The organism is Streptomyces sp. NPDC006393 (assembly GCF_040628575.1).
Classification (GTDB): domain Bacteria; phylum Actinomycetota; class Actinomycetes; order Streptomycetales; family Streptomycetaceae; genus Streptomyces.
The window spans coordinates 1-3100 of sequence record NZ_JBEXZD010000208.1; the positions used below are offsets into that span (position 1 = coordinate 1).

Annotated in this window: 2 protein-coding genes; both read left to right on the top strand. The window is 69.6% G+C overall.

From position 1 onward, the window contains the following. The coding region (locus ABZ484_RS38475) for a cellulose binding domain-containing protein (protein WP_358870600.1) at nucleotides 1–300 on the top strand (300 nt) is incomplete at its 5' end. Between the two features lie 212 nt (nucleotides 301–512). Continuing rightward, nucleotides 513–3100, top strand: a 2588-nt coding sequence (locus ABZ484_RS38480) for a glycoside hydrolase family 48 protein (RefSeq protein ID WP_358870601.1), incomplete at its 3' end; no start/stop codon positions are given.

The following is a 3100-nucleotide window of genomic DNA, read 5'->3' on the forward strand; positions in this document are numbered from 1 at the left end:
TACAACACCTCCGTCGACTACGCCGCCCTCGGCTCCTCCAACGTCAAGCTCAAGGTCGTGGCGATGTCCACCCCGAAGGCCGGCGCCGACCACTACCTGGAGGTCAGTTTCACCACAGGTGCCGGAACCCTCGCCGCCGGCAAGTCCACCGGCGACATCCAGGCCCGCTTCAACAAGAGCGACTGGTCCAACTTCAACGAGAGCGACGACTACAGCCGCGGCACCAACACCGCCTACGCCGACAGCACGAAGGTGACCGCGTACGTGAACGGCGCACTCGCCGTCGGCACCGAACCCTGACAGGCCCCCGGGTGCCGGAGCGGCACCCTCGCCGCCCGCACCCGGGGCATCCCACCAGGCAGCCCGGCCGCCCCTCTCCCGTCTCGCCCCGCTCCGGGCAGCGGCCGGGCCCCGGAGCACGGCGCCACCACCAGGGTGGCGCCGTCTCCGGACCCCTTCGCCTCACCACCGGGCGGCACGTCCGAAGGCCCCCTTCCCTCCCAGGAGATGTCATGTCCACCCCAATGTCGCGCAGGCGGTTCGCGGCCGCGATCGGCGGCGCCGTTCTCGGCGCGGCCGTCACGCCCACGCTCGCCCGAGCGGCCACCCCGGCCACGGCGGCCAAGGCATCGGCGGCCGCCGCCGACGACCCGTACACCACGGCCTTCCTGACCCAGTACAAGAAGATCAAGGACCCGGCGAACGGCTACTTCAGCGCCGAGGGCATCCCGTTCCACTGCGTGGAGACACTGATCGTCGAGGCTCCGGACCACGGCCACCAGACCACGTCGGAGGCGTTCAGCTTCTGGTTCTGGCTGGAGGCCACCTACGGCCGGGTGACCGCCGACTGGACGCCGTTCAACAGCGCGTGGGCCACGGCCGAGAAGTACATCATCCCCACCCACGACGACCAGCCGAGCAACGGCTCCTACAACCCGAGCGCTCCGGCCACCTACGCCCCGGAGTGGCCCGAGGTCGACAAGTACCCCTCCGCGCTGGACGGCACGGTGGCGGTCGGCCAGGACCCTCTCGCGAGCGAGCTGAACTCGGCCTACGGCACGCCGGACATCTACGGGATGCACTGGCTGCTGGACGTGGACAACGTCTACGGCTACGGCAACACCCCGGGCACCGGCGGGGAGAACGGCCCCACGGCCACCGGCCCGTCCTACATCAACAGCTACCAGCGCGGCGCGCAGGAATCGGTGTGGGAGACCGTTCCGCAGCCGACCACCGACCTGTTCAAGTACGGCGGGACGAACGGCTACCTCGACCTGTTCGTCAAGGACAGCAGCTACGCCAAGCAGTGGAAGTACACCAACGCCCCGGACGCCGACGCCCGGGCGGTGCAGGCGGCGTACTGGGCGTACCGGTGGGCCTCGGCCCAGGGCAACGCGTCGGCGGTCTCCGCGTCGGTGGCCAAGGCCGCCAAGATGGGCGACTTCCTGCGGTACTCGCTGTTCGACAAGTACTTCAAGAAGGTCGGCAACTGCACCGACGCGCACTCCTGCTCGGCCGCCACCGGACGGGACTCCGCGCACTACCTGCTGTCGTGGTACTACGCCTGGGGCGGTGCGGAACCGGGCGGCGGCTGGGCCTGGCGGATCGGGGACAGCGCCGCGCAGCAGGGCTACCAGAACCCGCTGGCCGCCTGGGCGCTGTCCAGCGTGCCCAGTCTGACCCCGAAGTCGCCGACCGCGCAGAGCGACTGGTCGAAGAGCCTTCAGCGGCAGCTGGAGTTCTTCCAGTGGCTCCAGTCCGCGGAGGGCGCCATCGCGGGCGGCGCCACCAACAGCTGGGACGGGCAGTACGGCACTCCGCCGGCCGGTGACACGACGTTCTACGGCATGGCCTACGACTGGCAGCCGGTCTTCCACGACCCGCCCAGCAACAACTGGTTCGGCTTCCAGTGCTGGTCGATGGAGCGGTTCGCCGAGTACTACTACGTGTCCGGGAACGCCACCGCCAAGGCCATCCTGGACAAGTGGGTGAAGTGGGCCGCGTCCGAGACGACGGTCACCGCCACCGACTTCAAGATCCCCTCCAACCTGAGCTGGACCGGTCAGCCGGTCACCTGGCTGAGCGGCTCGGCGGGCGGCAACAGCAACCTGCACGTGTCGGTGGTGGACTACAGCAACGACGTCGGGGTGGCCGCCGCGTACGTCAAGACGCTGACGTACTACGCGGCCAAGTCCGGCGACACCGCCTCCGCCGACCTCGCCAAGAAGCTCCTGGACGTGATGGCGACCTTCGCCGACGCCAAGGGCATCTCGACGCCGGAGACCCGCAAGGACTACAGCCGGTTCGGCGACCCGGTGTACGTGCCGTCCGGCTGGTCGGGCAAGATGCCCAACGGCGACCCCATCGACTCCAAGTCGACGTTCCTCTCGATCCGTTCGTGGTACAAGGACGATCCGGACTGGCCGAAGGTCCAGGCCTACCTGAACGGCGGGTCCGCGCCCACCTTCACCTACCACCGCTTCTGGGCCCAGGCCGACATCGCCATGGCGTACGCCGTCTACGCCGAACTGATCGTCGGCGGCGGCACGAGCACCGGCGACACCACCCCGCCGACCGCCCCGAAGAACGTGGCGGTGTCGGCGACCACGGCCACGAGCGTGTCCCTGACCTGGACGGCGGCCACCGACGACGTGGGCGTGGCCGGCTACGACGTCTTCCGGGACGGAACCCTGGCCGGCGGCTCGGCCACCACGTCCTTCACCGACTCCGGGCTCACGGCGTCCACGAAGTACACGTACACGGTCAAGGCGAAGGACGCGGCGGGGAACGTCTCGGCGGCCTCCGCCGCGGTCACCGCCACGACCCAGGCGGGCGGCGGCACGGGCACCGGGGCGTTCAAGGTGCAGTACAAGAACAACGACACCGCCCCGGGTGACAACCAGATCAAGCCCGGCCTCCAGGTCGTCAACACCGGCACCGCCCCCCTGGACCTGTCGACGGTGACCCTGCGCTACTACTTCACCGGCGAGAGCGGCGCGAGCACCTACAACACCTCCGTCGACTACGCCGCCCTCGGCTCCTCCAACGTCAAGCTCAAGGTCGTGGCGATGTCCACCCCGAAGGCCGGCGCCGACCACTA